Raw genomic sequence first — 15,462 nt, 5'->3', positions numbered from 1 at the left:
TGAGCGAGGCTGCGGGGCTACGCGCCAGCAGAGGCGGGTGGTTTTACGCCAAACGCTTCAGCGTCAATGTCACCGCGGCAATGCGCTCGGCTTGCTGGTACGCCGGGCTGTCCAACTCTTCGCCGAACACATCCGGGTCCATCTCTTCGTAACGCCAGCTCACCGGCCGATCGGCGAGCAGTGCGGCCAGCTGCCGACGCAGGGGGGCCTCACCGTTGACCACCGCGGCGCCGGTATAGAGCAGCAGGGTGCCCCCGACGTTCAGGCGTTGCAGGGCGGTTTCGACGATGCGCAACGACAGGCCGCCGCCCAGTTCCCCCCCACCATGGCGGTAGGTGCGTTCGTCCGGGTCGAGCAGGTAGGGCGGGTTGGCGATCATCAGGTCGAACTGCCCGTCGATGCGCTCCAGGAGATTGCTCTGGCGGATCTGCAGGTCATCGATGCCGGCCAGACAGGCGTTGGCGCGAGTGAAATCCAGGGCGCGCGGATTGATGTCTGCGGCGATGACTTCAGCGTCCGGATAAGCCTGTGCGATGAGGATGGCGCCGGGGCCAGCACCGCAGCCGATGTCCACGGCGCGGCGCACGTGGCCTGCCTCGCCGCCTTGGAAGTACTGGTGCAGCGCGCGGGCGAAGCGGTAGGTGTCCGGGCCGAAGAACACCGCATCGGCCTCCACTGTCGGGTACGCGGAGTGAGCGAACAGCTGATTGTCCAGGCTCGACCAGCGCACGGCGCTGCGCCACCTGCTGTCCTGGCGCTGCAACAGTCCGCCAGTTTCCAGCAGGGCGAGCACGCGCTCGCTGACCAGCGCATCGGGGAACAGCCGGCTCCAGCCGAACACGCCCTGAAGGTTATCGGCCACCTGGTTGTCCGGCCGGGCGTTGATTCGAGCGTGGGTTGCCGGCGTCACGGTCGTGAAGCGGTAGTCTTGCGCCTGCAACTCCTGTCCCAGGGAGATCAACGTTTCCAGCCGCGCGTCGAAGAAAGTCGTCATGGTTCGATCCCCAGTTTATGGGTGTAGAGGCGCGTCGCGAGCAGTCCGGCGGGTGTCCAGTGGCGGTGCGGAGCCATGAGGGCGACCAGGCGATGCAGGCGGCTGCGAGGCGACAGGCACGACAGCTCATTGAGCAGAGCGCGCTCCTCCGCGGCGAAATCCGAGCGCACCGGATGGGGGATGGCACTGGCTTTTTCGCTGCCGCTCCAGGGATTGTGCTGCGCTGGCTCGCTCCAGTCGCCGGCAATCCAGTCATGCAGCAGCTGCCGTTCGTAGGGATTGAACACACCGAACATGGCAGCGCTGTCGCCACTGACCAGATTCCACAGGCGGCTGTGGCCCGGGTCCTGATGGCGCTTTATCCACCCCTGGCGCTGCAGCGCGACAAGAAACTCGCCCATGCGTCCAGGCCCGGCCAGCCATTGGTTCACCGTACGCCCGCCGATACGCGCTCGGTCATCATGCATCTGCCTGGCGAGGGGCCGCTTGCGCTCCAGCATGGCGACCACTTCAGCTTCCAGGTTGAAGCCATCGAGCAACTGCCGGTTGGAAAGCCCCGCATCGTTAAGCCGGTAGCCGGCGTGCACGCGGCGCAGGAAGGCGTCGCGATCAGCCAGCTGCGGCAAGTTGGCCTCCAGCGCCTGCAATGCCTTGCGGCCGTGACCGGTGGCAGCGTTGTCGATGGTGATGTGCAGGCGGAAGTATTGCGGGTCGATACCTAACTCGCGCAGCTCCCAGCTGGTGATCATCAGGTGCAGCGGAGGCAGTTCGTATCCCAGGTTGTAGCCCAGTACTTCGGGCAGGTAGTCGTCCGCCAGATAGCCCAGCGCCAGTTGCAGGGTACCTTGCAGGTAATGCGCGTCGCTCAGGTCGGGCGGTGCGTCGCAACCCAGGCTGTCCAGCAGGCGCTCGTAAACCAGCACGTGGTTGCGCGCGGGGATACCATGGCCCAGCTCCTCCAGGCAGGTATGCACCAGTGGCAGCAGGCGCGGATCGCTCCAGTGTTCAAGCACGCCATAGAGCCAGGCGCCGTCTACCCGTTTGGTGGGAGCGATGGCCTGGAGGAAGTGCAGGGCATGGGCGCGATGGGCGAAGTGCCGACGCGGTGCGCCTTCCCGGCGCTCGCTCAGGTAGGTGGCGTAGCCCTGTGCGCTGCGCGCGGTGCGGTTGGCCAGCCAGTCGGCCCAGCGCTGAGGGTCGTTGGGCAGATCGTCGTCGTGGGCACTGCGAAGCTCCATCTGCGCCTCGAGAAAGCTGGCAGCGCGCTCCAGGCAGTCTTGTGGAGAGCGCAGCAGGGAATGATAGAGATCGCGGACGGAGCAGTGCTCGCGGTACGAGGCGACAGCATTCCGGGAGGCGGGTGGCGTCATGCGGGGTTCCTCGTGCGAAAAATGGGCGACTTACTCTTGCGAGTGAGCGGGCGGACAAAGGTTTCAAGTAAACGCCCAAGCGCAGGGGCGAATGGCGGAAAGACTGAACGCCACCCGCCAGCCCGCGTCCCAGCCATAACCGCCATGCCGCGAGGTTCGCCATGCCAGCACGCTCCGCATTGCCCCGCTTCGGCATCGAGGAGGAGTTCTTCCTGCTGGACCCTGCCAGCCTGGACCTCGCTCGTGAGGTGCCTGCGGGCTTTTCCCATGCCTGCCGTGGCGTGCTGGGGGACGAGGTCGCGGAAGAGATCTTCCTGTGCCAGTACGAACTGGTCAGCCCGGTCTTGCGCCAGCTCGACGAGGCCGCCGCGTTCCTGAGCGACCGCCGCCGCCGACTGCGCGCGATATCCCGATCCCACGGGCTGGAAACCCTATGCGTCGCGTCCCATCCCTTCACCCAGTTGCACCGTCAGTCAGCGCCGATCCGCCCGCGTTATCAGCAACTGTTCGACGAGGCGGGCGTGGTGGCGCGGCAAAGTCTGCTCTGCGGACTGCACGTCCACGTGGAGGTGCGTGGCATCGACCGGATACATGTGATGAACCGCGTGTTGCCCTGGATGCCGCTGCTGCTCGTCCTCGGAGCGTCATCGCCGTTCTGGGGCGGTTGCGACACGGGGCTGGCCAGCTATCGCCAGTCGCTCTGCGGGGAGTGGCCGCGCATGGGGCCGCCCGCGCAATTCGCCGATGAGTCGCAGTGGCGGCGCTACATCGCAGTGCTCGTGCAAAACAACCTGATGCACGAGCCGGGTCACGCCTGGTGGTTCCTGCGGCCCTCAGCGAATTACCCGACCCTGGAACTGCGTATTCCCGACGCCTGTCCGCGGATCGACGATGCGCTGTGCATCGCCGGCTTGTTCCGCCTGCTGGTCAGCCACGCGCGGGAGGCACGCGAACCGGAAAAGCCGGCCTGGCAGCGAGCCTTGCTGGCGGAGAATTTCTGGCAGGCGCGGCGGCACGGCTGCGCGGGACGCTTCCTGCTGGAGGGGGATCAGGTGGTCAGCGCGCGGGAGTGGCTCCAGATCGCGCAGGAAACCCTTGGGTCCTGGCAGGGCGAGGAGAGCGAGCGAGCGTTCGCCCGCGCCGCCAGGATCATCGAGGAAGGCAACAGCGCGGATCGGCAGCGCATGGCCTACGAATCGGCACGTGGTGAGGGGCACACCGAGGCGTCTGCGCTGGTCGCCGTGGTGCGCCATCTGCTGGCTGAGAACCGGCTGGCTGCCGGTTCGGCAACCTGAGGCCGACTGCCGGATGACTTCCATTGTTGACCGATCCTCCCGGCAGAAAACCTGAACTCCAGCGCCGGGCCCCGGTTCAACCGGCGTGAATGCACACCGGACCACCCAGCCCTGGAGGCAATGCCATGACCCATTCCGCCAAGAACTCCGCGCAGAAAGAGCCGAACCCTCAGCACATCGAGATCGACGACACCGAAGACCGCATGGGCAGCGTGCGTGAGCTGGATTTCGAGAAGGCCCCCGAAGGACGCATTGGCGACGAGCGTTCGCCCGAAGAGGTGGAACGCGAGTTTCCTGCGCCCCGCCGCCGCGAGATGGGCCAGACCGGTGGCGAGACCCTGGGCGACAGCGCCGTGGAAGATGGCGTGAGCATGGACGATCTGGCCCCGGAAACCCTGATCGACGAGGATGGTACCGAGTCGCCGCTCGAGCCGGCCGGCAGCAATCCGGTGGACAAGGAGCTGCACATCCGCCGCGAAAGCGAGATCGGCGGTGGCATCGGCCTGGATGAGGCCGAGGAAGGCCGCGTACACCCGTTGGACGGCAAACCCTGGGATGACACCGATCCCGACGAGGAGCAGTGACCCATGGCACGCGCCGCCACTCCGAATCAGACCCTGAAGGAGTACGCTCGCAAGCGTGACTTCAGCGGTACGCCCGAGCCCAGCGGTGACACGCCGGGCAGCCATGCCGGGGAATACGCCTTCGTGGTGCAGAAACACGACGCCAGCCACCTGCACTATGACTTTCGTCTGGAGCTGGATGGGGTGCTGAAAAGCTGGGCGGTACCCAAGGGCCCTTGCCTGGACCCGAGCGTGAAGCGCCTGGCCATCGAGGTGGAAGACCACCCGCTGGATTACGCGCGTTTCGAAGGGCACATTCCCGAAGGACACTACGGTGCGGGCGACGTGATCGTCTGGGACGAGGGCCGCTGGACGCCCATCGGCGATCCCCACGAGGGCCTGGAGAACGGCCATCTGAAGTTCCGCCTCCAGGGCAGCAAGCTCGCTGGCAGCTGGAATCTGGTGCGAACCCGTATGGCGGGCCGTCAGCCCCAATGGTTCCTGATCAAGGGCCGCGATGGCGAGGCGCGGGATTATCCGCGCTTCGACATCCTCGCCGAGGAACCCTTGAGTGTCGTGACCGGGCAATCGCTGCCCAGCGACTCTTCCCCGGCGAAGCGGGGGCCAGTCAAGCGCGGCAAGGCGGCCGAAGCGGTGAAGAAAAAGGCCACGACGACGAGCCATGCCAAGCTCCCCGACGCCATGTCCCCGGAACTCGCCACGCTGGTGGACGCGCCACCTCCCGGCGACTGGCGCTACGAGATCAAGATCGACGGCTACCGCCTCCTGGCTCGCCTCGATGGCGGCAAGGTTCGGCTGTTGACCCGCAATGGCCACGACTGGACGAAGAAGCTTCCGGAACTGAGCAAGGCGTTGGCGGCGCTTGACGTGCAGTCCGCCTGGCTGGACGGCGAGATACTGGTGATGGACGAGGAGGGGCGCCCGGACTTCCAGCGCTTGCAGAATGCCTTCGATGCCAATGTCTCCGCGCCAATCCACTACACCCTGTTCGATCTGCTCTGGCTGGACGGCACGGATTATCGCGGCAAGCCGCTGGAGGAACGCCGCCAGGCGCTACAGCAAGTGCTGCGCGGCAATGACAATGAAGCGTTGCGCTACTCGGAGGACTTCACCGACGACCCGCGCAGCATCCTCGACAGCGCCTGTCGTCTCGGCCTGGAAGGGCTGATCGGCAAACGTGCCGGCAGCCCCTATGCCGAAAAACGCTCGCACGACTGGATCAAGCTCAAGTGCAAGCGCCGGCAGGAATTCGTCATTGTCGGTTTCAGCCAGCCCAAAGGCTCGCGTTCGCACTTCGGTGCCCTGCTGCTCGGCCTGCACGACCAGGATGGCGCGCTGCGCTACGCCGGCAAGGTCGGAACCGGTTTCAGCGCAGCGAGCCTTGAAGCCCTCCATCAGCAGCTCAAACCGCTGCAGCGCAAGACCTGTCCCCTGCGAGAGGCCCCCAAGGGCGCCGACGCCAGGGGCGTGACCTGGCTGCGACCGGAGCTGCTGTGCGAAGTCGCTTTCGCCGAAATGACCCGCGAGGGTCTGGTGCGCCAGGCGGTATTCCATGGCCTGCGCAGTGACAAACCGGTGCAAGCTATCGTCGAGGAGAGACCGAAGAAGGCCGCGCGTGGAGCCGGCGCGAAGACGGCGAAGGGAACATCGGACAACATCCTCCAGGGCGTGACCATCACCCATCCCGAGCGAGTGATCGACCCTGCCAGCCAGCTGCGCAAGATCGACGTGGCGCAGTACTACGAAAAGGCCGCCGAGCGCCTGTTGCCCTGGCTGGCTGACCGCCCGGTGTCGCTGGTGCGCGTACCGGATGGTGTCGGTGGCGAGCAGTTCTTCCAGCGCCATGCCTCGCGCACGGAAATCCCCGGCGCGCAGCCGCTCGATCCGAAACTCGATCCGGGCCATGCGCCACTGCTGCGGATCGCCACGGCCAAGGGACTGGTGGGGGCCGCGCAGATGAGCGCTCTGGAGCTGCATACCTGGAACGCCGCCCTCGATGATCTGGAGAAACCTGACCGCTTCGTCCTTGACCTTGACCCGGACCCGTCACTGCCCTGGCAGCGGATGATCGAGGCGACGCAGCTGACGCTGACGCTGCTGGATGAGCTCGGACTCTCCGCGTACCTGAAAACCAGCGGCGGCAAGGGCATGCACATCCTCGTACCGCTGCAGCGGCGTCACAGCTGGGACGAGGTGAAGGACTTCGCCCATGCCATCAGCCGGCATATGGCCAGCCTGATGCCGGATCGTTTCAGCGCTGTGTCCGGGCCGAAGAACCGCGTGGGGAAAATCTTCATCGACTACCTGCGCAACACCCGCGGTGCCAGCACGGTCTGCGTCTGGTCGGTGCGGGCGCGCGAGGGATTGCCGGTGTCCGTCCCGGTTCGTCGCGATGAACTTGCCTCGCTCGAGGCCGCGAATCAGTGGACGATCGCCAACGTCGACGAGCGTTTGGCAGCGGCCGATCCGTGGGCGGACTGGGCCAATACGAAGCAGCGTCTGACGCGCCGGATGATCGAGCAACTGCAAGGCTGAACGTGGCGGTTCAGGGGGCCTGCGAGGCCACCAACTGGTCCGCCAGCTCGCGCTGGTGATAGAGCATCGGCAGCCAGAGACGAGCGAAGCCTTGCAGATCGGCGTCTGTACCCTCCTTGCTCATGCGGTCGAAGGCGTGCACCGCTTCCTTGCACGACTGCAACTGTGCCACCGCATAGTCATGGTCGAAGCGTTCGCTGGCGGTGAGCGGCGCCTGGCTGTTCTCCGGCTTCAACGGGGCATCGCTCTGCGCCGGCACCCCCTTTTTCTGCGCCAGGGTCTGCAGGTCGCGGAGCATCGCCGAATGCTCGTCCAGCACGCCCTGGGCCTGATCGCGTACGGCCAGAGTCTTGCCGTAGCGGAGTGCCTGCTGGGCGCGAGCGAGCTGCTGCTGGCTGTTGGTCAGGGCGTCGGAGATGAAGGCAGATTCATCGGCCTTGCTGTCTGCGAAGGTGCTGCCGGCGAGCACTGCGAGGCCCAGCAGCAACCCGCGCAGTAGCGAGGATGCGACGGGAGTCATCATGGGAGTTTCTCCTTCTTTCGGGGGTTTCTGGCTGAGTGACTCCCGCAGTCGACGCCTCCCTCGGCGCACGGTTCAGAAAAGCTGGTCGGCGGCTGAACCACTGGTGAAAAAGCCTGAACCAAGCTTCCGGGCTTCGGCCTACCCAGTGAGTCGATAACTCTTGGAGGAACCCGCCATGAACGAACAACGCTGCTCCTGCCCCGGCTGCACCTGCAGCCTGGGAGCGACGGCCGTTTACCGAGAAGGCCGCGCCTACTGCTGTCAGGCCTGTGCCGACGGCCATCCGGATGGCGAAAAACACTGTCAGGACGCGCACTGCCATTGCGGCCAGCAAAAGCCCCCGCGTGGTTGAACCCATCCCTGATGCCATGGTGCATCGAAGGAGAACCTCATGAGCGAGACCCAAACCCTGCCGCCACAACACCAGGACCAGCAGCCAGGTCTGGAGGAAGAAATGCGTCCGCAGCCGGAGTTCGTCTCCGGCGAGTACCGTGCTGCCGCCAAACTGGCGGGCAAGGTCGCCATCGTGACCGGTGGCGACAGCGGCATCGGTCGTGCCGTCGCGGTGACTTTCGCCCGCGAACGCGCCGATGTGGTGTTGCTGTACCTCGATGAGTCCGAGGATGCGCTCAAGACCTGCCAGATCATCGAGTCCCTCGGCCAGCAATGCCTGGAGATGTCCGGTGATGTCGCCGATGCGGACTTCTGCGCAGAGGTGGCGCGCCGCGTCGAGGAGCGCTGGGGGCGTTTGGACATCCTGGTGAACAACGCCGGGGAACAGCATCCGCAGGAGTGTCTGGAAGACATCACGCAGCAGCAGTGGGAGCGAACGTTCCGCACCAATATCTTCGGTATGTTCCAGCTGACCAAGGCGGTACTGCCGCTGATGGGTGAGGGCGGCACCATCGTCAACACCACCTCGATCACCGCCTACAAGGGCAACCCGAAGCTGATCGACTACTCATCCACCAAGGGCGCGATCACCTCGTTCACCCGGTCGCTGGCCATGAACCTGGTCCGGCGCGGTATCCGTGTCAACGCCGTGGCGCCGGGGCCGATCTGGACACCCCTGATTCCTTCGACCTTCGATGCCGAGGAGGTGGCGACATTCGGCACCAACACGCCGATGGGGAGGCCAGGGCAGCCCGAAGAGCTGGCCCCGGCCTATGTCTACCTCGCCAGCAGCGATTCGTCCTACGTCAGCGGCCAGGTGCTGCATGTCAACGGCGGGACGGTGGTCAACGGCTGAGCGGATGAAGACTAGGCTGCGCTCCGTAGCGCCTCGATCAACTGCTGCTTGCGCATGCTCGAACGACCGGCGATATGCCGGGTTCGGGCGCGGTTGAGCAGTTCGGCCTTGGTCATGGATTCCAGCGGCTGGTCAGGCCGTTGCACGCCGTGCTTGGTGGCCACGGCGCGCTTGGCCGAACTGCGGCGCGAGGCCGCCTTGGCCGGTGCGCTCTTCTTCTGGCCCGAGCCGCCCGAGCGCTCACCGCCGCCGGACTGCTTGTTCACCGTGGCCCAGGCGCGGGCTTCTGCCTCGTCCTTGGGGACGCCACGGCTCTCGTAGCTTTCCTCGATGTGTTCGGCCTTGCGCTTCTGCTTGTCGGTGTACTTGTCTTTATCGCCCCGTGGCATGGCTGTTCTCCTTTCTCTGTTGCGTCGAAGCACGCTCGTCGAGCGCCCGGCCCGCCAGCGCGGGCCACAGTGGGGAGAAACCACTCGTCGCCGATGGTTCGGCGTTTCTGATGAACGGACCATGCCAGTGGGGAAAAAGGTCTGAACTCAGCGTTTTCCTCGCGGACAGATGCACTGGGGCGCCTCGTGCGCCATCGGCAATCAGTCACCGACAGAAGCAGGAGACGGCAATGGCCCTGGACAGCATTCCCGATCAGTCGGCAGTCGAAATCTTCAAGCACGCCGTGCTTACCCGCTTGCGCTATGCGGTCGGCAAGGACCCGGCCGACGCCTTTGACCATGACTGGTTCGAAGCGGTGGCCCTGGCCACGAGCAAGTACCAGGTGGACAACTGGGAAGAAACCACCCGCGCCATCGATCGCAGCGCGCGCAAGCACGTGTACTACCTCTCCCTGGAATTCCTCATAGGCCGTCTGCTGATCGACAACCTGAGCAACCTCGGGCTGCTCGAGGTGGCACGCCAGGCGCTGTCGGAACTGGGCGTGGACCTGGAACGCATCCGCCTGCTGGAGCCAGACGCGGCATTGGGCAATGGAGGTCTCGGCAGGCTGGCGGCGTGCTTCATGGAAAGCATGGCGACGCTGGACATCCCCGCCCACGGCTACGGCATCCGCTACGAGCACGGGCTGTTCAAGCAGGTGATCGGCGATGGCTGGCAGCAGGAGCACACCGAAACCTGGCTGGACTTCGGCAACCCCTGGGAGTTCGAGCGCCCCGAATCCACCTACAGCGTCGGGTTTGGCGGCAGTGTCTACAGCGAGCCGGACGCCAATGGTGTCGAGCGCCAGCGTTGGGAACCGCTAGAGCGCGTTCGCGCGGTCGCCTATGACATGCCGGTGGTCGGCTGGCGCACGGCCAGCGTGAACACCTTGCGTTTGTGGCGCGCTCGCGCCGAGGAAACCCTCAAGCTCGACCGCTTCAACGCGGGTGATCACCTGGGGGCAGTGGCCGACACCGTGCGCGCGGAAAGCATCTCCCGCGTGCTTTACCCGGCGGACAGCACCGAAGCCGGGCAGGAGCTGCGTCTGCGCCAGGAGTACTTCTTCGTCGCTGCCTCCCTGCAGGACCTGATGCAGCGTCACCTGGGCAAGGGCGAGGACGTGTACGGCCTGCCCGAGCGGGTCGCCATCCAGCTCAACGACACCCACCCGGCCATCGCCGTGGCCGAGCTGATGCGCCTGCTGCTGGACGAGCGCGGGCTGGACTGGAGCGACGCCTGGGAGCTGACCGTGGCGACCCTGTCCTACACCAATCACACGCTGCTGCCCGAGGCGCTGGAGTCCTGGCCGGTGGGGTTGATGGAACGCCTGTTGCCCCGGCACATGCAGATCATCTACCTGATCAACGCCTTCCATATCGATGCCCTGCGCGCCAAGGACATCCACGACTTCGCCCTGCTGCGTTCGGTCTCGCTGATCGAGGAGGACCACGGCCGCCGCGTGCGCATGGGCAACCTGGCGTTTCTCGGCTCGCACAGCGTCAATGGCGTCTCTGCGCTGCACACCGAACTGATGCGCGAGACGGTGTTCCGTGACCTGCACCGGTTGTACCCGAATCGCATCAGCAACAAGACCAACGGCGTGACCTTCCGCCGCTGGCTGTTCCAGACCAACCCCGAACTGACCGAACTGCTGGTCGACACCCTCGGTGACGACGTCCTGGATAACCCCGAGAGCCGCTTGCGCGACCTGGCGGCCCACGCCGAGAAGTCCGCCGTGCGCCAGCGCTTCGCCCAGCAGCGGCGCAACGCCAAACAGCGCCTGGCCGTGCTTATCGAAGAACGCCTGGGCCTGCGTGTCGACCCGGATGCGCTGTTCGATGTGCACGTCAAACGCATCCACGAGTACAAGCGCCAGTTGCTCAACCTGTTGCACACCGTGGCGCTGTACCAGGACATCCGCAACGACCCGACCACCGAACGCGTGCCCAGGGTGAAGATCTTCGCCGGAAAGGCCGCGCCCAGCTACGTGCTGGCCAAACTGGTCATCAAGCTGGCCAACGACATCAGCCGCACGGTCAATGCCGACCCCACCGTGCGCGGGCTGCTCAAGGTGGTGTTCATCCCCAACTACAACGTCAGCCTGGCCGAATCCATCATTCCGGCGGCGGACCTGTCCGAGCAGATATCCACGGCGGGCCTGGAGGCATCAGGCACCAGCAACATGAAGTTCGCCCTCAACGGAGCGCTGACCATCGGCACCCTGGATGGCGCCAACGTCGAGATGTGCGAGCGCATCGGCCCGGAGAACATGTTCATCTTCGGCCTCAAGGCGCAGCAGGTGGAGTCTCGCAGGCGGGCAGGGGAACTGGCGATGCACAACGAAATCGCCGAGTCGCCACGCCTGCGCGAGGCGCTGATGGCGATCAGCAGCGGGGTATTCTCGCCGGATGACCCGCAGCGCTTCGCTGGACTGGTCGACAGCCTGCGCCATGACGACCGATTCATGGTCTGCCCGGACTTCGACGCGTACTGGGACGCGCAGGAGCGTGTGGAGCAGCTCTGGCGAAAGCCGTCGCGCTGGTGGAAAGCCTCGATGCTCAATACCGCGCGTGTCGGCTGGTTTTCCTCGGACAGGACCATTCGCGAGTACGCCCAGGACATCTGGCAGGTGCCCGTCGGCGGGGAATGAGACGCCGCCTTTCTGCCGGACGGTCAGCGACTGCAGGCGAAATCGAGCAAACCAAATGGCGTTTATCCGGGTCTGCACTCTTATCAGGGCTTCGACACGAGCCGGACATGGACACACTGGAGCGAATCTGGCTGACGCTGGTGGCCGAGTTCTCCGACCTCAGCGAGGTCGAGCAGATCACCCGCGCCTCGCTGCGCCTGAGCCTCGCCGTGGCGCTGGGCGGTGTCGTCGGCTATGAGCGCGAGAGCCAGGGCAAGGCTGCCGGCCTGCGCACGCACATGCTGGTGACCTTGGGCGCAGCGCTGTTCGTGATGGCGATCCGCGAAGGTGGCGCGCAGGCGGATGCCGTCAGCCGGGTCATCCAGGGTATTGCCGCGGGGATCGGCTTCCTGTGCGCGGGCACCATTCTCAAGGGCAGCCAGGTCTCCGAAGTGAAGGGCCTGACCACCGCCGCCGGGCTCTGGCTGAGCACGGCCATTGGTATCAGTGTGGGGCTCGGCCATTCCGCCACGGCGGTGCTCGGCACCCTGCTGGCGCTGCTGGTGCTGCACGGCCTGCCGCGCTGGCTGGAGCGCAACCACAGACCTGTCCCCCACGAGTCGAGCGAGGACCGCGATGTTCCGTGAATTCCCCCAGGCCTGCGCCTGGACCGACGCCATGTTCGAGAACGGCCGCTACAGCGGGCTGATCGAATATCAGGTCTGCCGCGAGGGCGCCGCGGTGGAGGTGCTGTGGGTCTACGCCCCCGGCAGCCGCAATACGTCGGAAGCCGAAGCGGCGGCGCGTCGAATGCTTGCCCGCGTGCGCGACATCGACGCCGAGGGTCGCGTGCACTTCGATGACGGCGTGACCCTGCAGGAGGACTGCCCATGGCCCGTGTGATCTGGAAAGGCGCCATCAGCTTCGGTCTGGTGCACATCCCGGTAGCGCTCAACAGCGCCTCGCGCTCCAGCGGCACCGACTTCGACTGGCTCGACGACCGCAGCCTCGAACCGGTTGGCTACCAGCGCGTGAACAAGGTCACCGGCAAGGAGGTGCCCAAGGAACACATCGTCAAGGGCGTGGAACTGGAGAAGGGTCGCTATGTGGTGATCAGCGAGGAGGAAATCCGCGCCGCGCGCCCGGAAGCGACCCAGAGCATCGACATCCTCAGCTTCATCGACATCGCCGAAATCCCCGTGCCGTTCTACGACTCGCCGTACTACCTCACGCCCGAGAAACGCGGTGAAAAGGTCTATGTGCTGCTGCGCGATACCTTGAAGAAGACCGGCAAGGCCGCTGTTTGCCAGTTGGTGATGCACAGCCGCCAGCACCTGGCAATGTTGCGCGAAGAGGGCGAAGCGATCCTGCTGATGACCCTGCGCTGGCCGGCAGACGTGCGCGAGGTGGACGAGCTGGGCCTGGCGCTGGACAAGGTGAAGTTGGACAAGCGCGAGACGGAAATGGCCGAGCGGCTGGTCAAGGACATGTCCGGTCACTGGACGCCGGCGGACTACGAGGATCGCTTCAGCGAGGAAATCCACCGGCTGGTGGAACAGAAGGCCGCCAAGGGGCAACTGGAGCGCGTCCCGCAAGTGGACGCGAAAAGTGGCGAAGGCGCGGACATCATCGACCTCACCGAACTGCTCAAGCGCAGCCTAAAGGGCGACGGCAAGCGGCGCACGGCGGCCAGCGCGCCGGCGCAGAAGAGCGCAACCAGCAAGCCCACGCGCAAACGCAAGACCTCCTGAGTCAACCATTGGCGCAATTAGCCTGAACTTGCCGCCGTCGCGTCGCTTCCAACCCCTGTAGCTCGCCAATCCACCCTGAGCGCGCCATGGGGCGCGCACCGCCGCGAGGAGGGCGCCGCGATGGAACTGGAGAATCCGGCCAGACGGGCCGAAGCCGCCGCCAATGAGGCGCGCATCGTTATCGAGGATGTGCAGCCTCGCCTGGAAAGCGGCCGCTTTGCCGCCAAGGCCATCTGTCATCGCGCTTCGCGAATCCATGCGCGCATCTTAAGCGATGGCCATGACAAGCTCGGTGCCGAAGTCGCCTGGCGCGAAGGCAAAGGCCAGCCGTGGCGGAAAACACCGCTGCTGCCGCTGGGCAATGACCATTGGGAAGCGCAGATCACCCCGACCCAGGTCGGCCGCACCGAATTCATCGTGCTGGCCTGGATCGACAGCTATGCGAGCTTCCGCTACGAACTGGAGAAGAAGTACGCCGCGGGGCAGGTGGTGGACCTGGAGTTCCGCGAGGGCATCGAGCTGCTGCAGAACGTGCTGCAGACGGCGCCGGAAGACTGCGAAGCAGAGCTTGCGCAGATCGTCCGCGAACTGCTGGACAGCGAAGGGCGCGAGGCGCGCTTCGGCCTGCTCATGGCGCCGCGTACCCTGGCGGTGATGCAGCGCGCCGAGCACCGCCCGTACCTGACCCGTAGCCTGACCTTCGAGTTGGACGTGGAGCGACCACTGGCTGAATTCGCCAGTTGGTACGAGCTGTTCCCGCGCTCGGAAAGCAGCGTGCCCGGCCAGCACGGCACCTTCGCCGACGTTCACCGACGCCTGCCGGACATTGCCGCCATGGGCTTCGATGTCCTGTATTTCCCGCCGATCCATCCGATTGGTCGCACCCACCGCAAGGGCCGCAACAACAGTCTGCAGGCCGGCCCGGACGATCCCGGCAGCCCCTACGCGATCGGCAGCGAAGAGGGCGGTCATGACGCCGTGCACCCGCAGCTTGGCACGCTGGAGGACTTTCACGACCTGGTAGAAGCCGCCCGTGAGCACGGCCTGGAGGTCGCCCTGGACTTTGCCATCCAGTGTTCTCCGGACCATCCCTGGCTGCGCGAGCACCCCGGCTGGTTCAGCTGGCGCGCCGACGGGACCCTCCGCCACGCGGAGAATCCGCCGAAGAAGTACGAGGACATCGTCAACGTCGATTTCTATGCGCCGGACGCCGTACCCGATCTCTGGATGGAATTGCTGCAGGTGGTGCTGGGCTGGGTGGAGCAGGGCGTCAACCTGTTCCGCGTCGACAACCCGCACACCAAACCGCTGCCGTTCTGGGAGTGGCTGATCGCCGAAGTGCGCCGTGAACACCCGCAGGTGATCTTCCTTGCCGAGGCCTTTACACGCCCGGCGATGATGGCGCGCCTGGGCAAGGTCGGCTTCAGCCAGAGCTACACCTACTTCACCTGGCGCAACACCAAGGCCGAGCTGGCGGAGTACTTCAGCGAACTCAACCAGCCCCCGCTGCGCGATTGCTACCGGCCGAACTTCTTCGTCAACACGCCGGATATCAACCCCTATTTCCTGCAGCGCGCAGGGCGCGCCGGCTTTCTCATTCGGGCCGCGCTGGCGACGATGGGCTCCGGGTTGTGGGGCATGTACTCGGGCTTCGAGCTGTGCGAGGCGGACCCGGTGCCGGGCAAGGAGGAGTACTTCGATTCGGAGAAGTACCAGCTGCGCCAGCGCGACTACCACGCCTCCGGCAACATCGTCGGCGAGATCACCCGGCTCAACCGCATCCGCCGCGAAAACCCGGCGCTGCACAGCCATCTGGGCTTCCAGGCCTACCACGCGTTCAACGACAACATCCTGTTGTTCGGCAAGCGCACCGCCGACCTGTCCAACTTCATCCTGGTGGCGGTCAGCCTCGACCCGGACAACGCCCAGGAAGCCGACTTCGAGCTGCCACTCTGGGAATTCGGGTTGCCTGATGATGCGCCCATGGGCGGTGAGGACCTGATGAACGGCCACCGCTGGACCTGGCAGGGCAAGCGCCAGTGGATGCGCATCGAGCCCTGGCACCTGCCGTTCGGCATCTGGCGCCTGCACCCCGAGACCTGA

14 protein-coding genes are annotated in these 15,462 nt (G+C 65.5%); 10 read left to right on the top strand and 4 right to left on the bottom strand.

All coding sequences use genetic code 11. The annotated features are described in order from the left end of the window. Positions 1-43: 43 nt before the first annotated feature. Positions 44-994 carry a methyltransferase gene (locus AC1ZV1_RS15995; RefSeq protein ID WP_484292559.1) on the bottom strand — a complete coding sequence of 317 codons (951 nt, stop codon included), beginning with the start codon at positions 992-994 and terminating at the stop codon, positions 44-46. Further along, a complete protein-coding gene (locus tag AC1ZV1_RS15990; protein WP_484292558.1) occupies positions 991-2,364 on the bottom strand; it encodes an iron-containing redox enzyme family protein in 1,374 nt (457 codons plus the stop codon). Before AC1ZV1_RS15990 ends, AC1ZV1_RS15995 begins: the two co-directional genes overlap by 4 nt. Positions 2,365-2,525: 161 nt before the next feature. Between AC1ZV1_RS15990 and AC1ZV1_RS15985 the strand changes: the two genes are divergently transcribed. From AC1ZV1_RS15985 to ligD, 3 genes are all read left to right on the top strand, one after another. Beyond that, on the top strand, positions 2,526-3,659 hold the full coding sequence (locus AC1ZV1_RS15985) for a carboxylate-amine ligase (protein ID WP_484292557.1): 1,134 nt from the start codon (positions 2,526-2,528) through the stop codon (positions 3,657-3,659). A 125-nt stretch (positions 3,660-3,784) separates the two neighbouring features. Next, positions 3,785-4,243, top strand: coding sequence for a phosphotransferase system, HPr-related protein (locus AC1ZV1_RS15980; RefSeq protein WP_484292556.1), 459 nt, complete (start codon positions 3,785-3,787; stop codon positions 4,241-4,243). A gap of 3 nt (positions 4,244-4,246) precedes the next feature. After that, positions 4,247-6,778, top strand: a complete 2,532-nt coding sequence (gene ligD / locus AC1ZV1_RS15975) for a DNA ligase D (RefSeq protein ID WP_484292555.1) — start codon at positions 4,247-4,249, stop codon at positions 6,776-6,778. A 10-nt stretch (positions 6,779-6,788) separates the two neighbouring features. On the opposite strand, the gene AC1ZV1_RS15970 is transcribed toward ligD, so the two are convergent. Then, a complete protein-coding gene (locus AC1ZV1_RS15970; protein ID WP_484292554.1) occupies positions 6,789-7,301 on the bottom strand; it encodes a DUF4142 domain-containing protein in 513 nt (170 codons plus the stop codon). Positions 7,302-7,476: 175 nt separating this feature from the next. Between AC1ZV1_RS15970 and AC1ZV1_RS15965 the strand changes: the two genes are divergently transcribed. Together AC1ZV1_RS15965 and AC1ZV1_RS15960 are read left to right on the top strand one after the other, a co-directional pair. After that, complete coding sequence (locus AC1ZV1_RS15965) at positions 7,477-7,653, top strand: metallothionein (protein ID WP_484292553.1); 177 nt, start codon at positions 7,477-7,479, stop codon at positions 7,651-7,653. A 39-nt stretch (positions 7,654-7,692) separates the two neighbouring features. After that, a complete protein-coding gene (locus tag AC1ZV1_RS15960; protein WP_484292552.1) occupies positions 7,693-8,550 on the top strand; it encodes an SDR family oxidoreductase in 858 nt (285 codons plus the stop codon). Between the two features lie 11 nt (positions 8,551-8,561). Here the strand turns inward: AC1ZV1_RS15960 and AC1ZV1_RS15955 are convergent, their stop codons facing one another. Further along, positions 8,562-8,939, bottom strand: coding sequence for a Rho termination factor N-terminal domain-containing protein (locus tag AC1ZV1_RS15955; protein ID WP_484292551.1), 378 nt, complete (start codon positions 8,937-8,939; stop codon positions 8,562-8,564). Positions 8,940-9,169: 230 nt separating this feature from the next. Between AC1ZV1_RS15955 and AC1ZV1_RS15950 the strand changes: the two genes are divergently transcribed. The 5 genes from AC1ZV1_RS15950 (at position 9,170) to AC1ZV1_RS15930 (ending at position 15,462) form a co-directional block, all read left to right on the top strand. After that, the gene (locus AC1ZV1_RS15950) at positions 9,170-11,629 is read left to right on the top strand and encodes a glycogen/starch/alpha-glucan phosphorylase (protein WP_484292550.1); all 2,460 of its coding nucleotides are present in this window, start codon (positions 9,170-9,172) and stop codon (positions 11,627-11,629) included. Between the two features lie 107 nt (positions 11,630-11,736). Continuing rightward, the gene (locus AC1ZV1_RS15945) at positions 11,737-12,255 is read left to right on the top strand and encodes an MgtC/SapB family protein (protein WP_484292549.1); all 519 of its coding nucleotides are present in this window, start codon (positions 11,737-11,739) and stop codon (positions 12,253-12,255) included. Beyond that, positions 12,245-12,511, top strand: coding sequence for a hypothetical protein (locus AC1ZV1_RS15940; protein ID WP_484292548.1), 267 nt, complete (start codon positions 12,245-12,247; stop codon positions 12,509-12,511). The genes AC1ZV1_RS15945 and AC1ZV1_RS15940 overlap by 11 nt, the downstream gene beginning before the upstream one ends. Next, positions 12,499-13,359 carry a non-homologous end joining protein Ku gene (gene ku, locus AC1ZV1_RS15935; protein WP_484292547.1) on the top strand — a complete coding sequence of 287 codons (861 nt, stop codon included), beginning with the start codon at positions 12,499-12,501 and terminating at the stop codon, positions 13,357-13,359. Before AC1ZV1_RS15940 ends, ku begins: the two co-directional genes overlap by 13 nt. Before the next feature lie 120 nt (positions 13,360-13,479). Next, positions 13,480-15,462, top strand: coding sequence for an alpha-1,4-glucan--maltose-1-phosphate maltosyltransferase (locus AC1ZV1_RS15930; RefSeq protein ID WP_484292546.1), 1,983 nt, complete (start codon positions 13,480-13,482; stop codon positions 15,460-15,462).

This window comes from Pseudomonas sp. BB438, from assembly GCF_057180225.1.
This window is presented reverse-complemented; position numbering and strand designations above follow the sequence as displayed.

Bases quoted from the DNA above. Each gene is read 5' to 3' on its own strand.
- AC1ZV1_RS15945 (WP_484292549.1), top strand. From the start codon at position 11,737: ATGGACACACTGGAGCGAATCTGGCTGACGCTGGTGGCCGAGTTCTCC.
- ligD (WP_484292555.1), top strand. From the start codon at position 4,247: ATGGCACGCGCCGCCACTCCGAATCAGACCCTGAAGGAGTACGCTCGC.
- AC1ZV1_RS15990 (WP_484292558.1), bottom strand. From the start codon at position 2,364: ATGACGCCACCCGCCTCCCGGAATGCTGTCGCCTCGTACCGCGAGCAC.
- AC1ZV1_RS15950 (WP_484292550.1), top strand. From the start codon at position 9,170: ATGGCCCTGGACAGCATTCCCGATCAGTCGGCAGTCGAAATCTTCAAG.
- ku (WP_484292547.1), top strand. From the start codon at position 12,499: ATGGCCCGTGTGATCTGGAAAGGCGCCATCAGCTTCGGTCTGGTGCAC.
- AC1ZV1_RS15995 (WP_484292559.1), bottom strand. From the start codon at position 994: ATGACGACTTTCTTCGACGCGCGGCTGGAAACGTTGATCTCCCTGGGA.
- AC1ZV1_RS15980 (WP_484292556.1), top strand. From the start codon at position 3,785: ATGACCCATTCCGCCAAGAACTCCGCGCAGAAAGAGCCGAACCCTCAG.
- AC1ZV1_RS15930 (WP_484292546.1), top strand. From the start codon at position 13,480: ATGGAACTGGAGAATCCGGCCAGACGGGCCGAAGCCGCCGCCAATGAG.
- AC1ZV1_RS15985 (WP_484292557.1), top strand. From the start codon at position 2,526: ATGCCAGCACGCTCCGCATTGCCCCGCTTCGGCATCGAGGAGGAGTTC.
- AC1ZV1_RS15965 (WP_484292553.1), top strand. From the start codon at position 7,477: ATGAACGAACAACGCTGCTCCTGCCCCGGCTGCACCTGCAGCCTGGGA.
- AC1ZV1_RS15955 (WP_484292551.1), bottom strand. From the start codon at position 8,939: ATGCCACGGGGCGATAAAGACAAGTACACCGACAAGCAGAAGCGCAAG.
- AC1ZV1_RS15970 (WP_484292554.1), bottom strand. From the start codon at position 7,301: ATGATGACTCCCGTCGCATCCTCGCTACTGCGCGGGTTGCTGCTGGGC.
- AC1ZV1_RS15940 (WP_484292548.1), top strand. From the start codon at position 12,245: ATGTTCCGTGAATTCCCCCAGGCCTGCGCCTGGACCGACGCCATGTTC.
- AC1ZV1_RS15960 (WP_484292552.1), top strand. From the start codon at position 7,693: ATGAGCGAGACCCAAACCCTGCCGCCACAACACCAGGACCAGCAGCCA.